1 protein-coding gene is annotated in these 545 nt (G+C 66.8%); it reads right to left on the minus strand.

Features of this window, described 5'->3' with window-relative positions; genetic code table 11:
• Positions 1 to 545, minus strand: a 545-nt coding sequence (locus EN991_RS39115; protein WP_206519377.1) for an asparaginase, incomplete at both ends; no start/stop codon positions are given.

Raw genomic sequence — 545 nt, forward strand, 5'->3', positions numbered from 1 at the left:
GCTTTGCAGCCTTGGCTCGCTCTGGGCCAAAACCTGATGTCGTGGCCATGCGGGCAAAGCCGAGCGCGAAGCTCCTGAGCGGCACCGCGTAGGTCGGGATCGAACAGCCGTCGATGGCACGCTGGTCCTCACCATGGACAGCGCCCGTCACCGACTGCATGGCGTCGCGCACCATGTCCTGCAGGCCGTGTCCCGGCTTGACATAGCCGCGATGCGCAATGCCGGCGTGGACGCAGGTGCAGAGGAAGCCGGAATGTTTGCCCGAACAATTGTTGTGCAAGGCGTTCGGCGAGCCGCCGGCGCGGGCGAGCGCAATCTCGGCGTCATGATTGGACGGCCAATGCGTGCCGCATTCGAGCGCCGATCCGTCCAGCCCAGCCTTGGCCAGCATGGATCGCGCAAGGTCGACATGTGCCGGCTCGCCCGAGTGGGAGGCGCAGGCGAGCGCCAGTTCGCGGTTGCCGAAACCATAGGCATCCGCCGCCCCGCTTTCGACCAACGGCAAGGCCTGGATCGCCTTGACCGCCGAGCGCGGAAACACCGGC

Origin of the sequence: Mesorhizobium sp. M7A.F.Ca.US.005.03.2.1, from assembly GCF_003997795.1 — a bacterium.
Lineage (GTDB): Bacteria > Pseudomonadota > Alphaproteobacteria > Rhizobiales > Rhizobiaceae > Mesorhizobium > Mesorhizobium ciceri.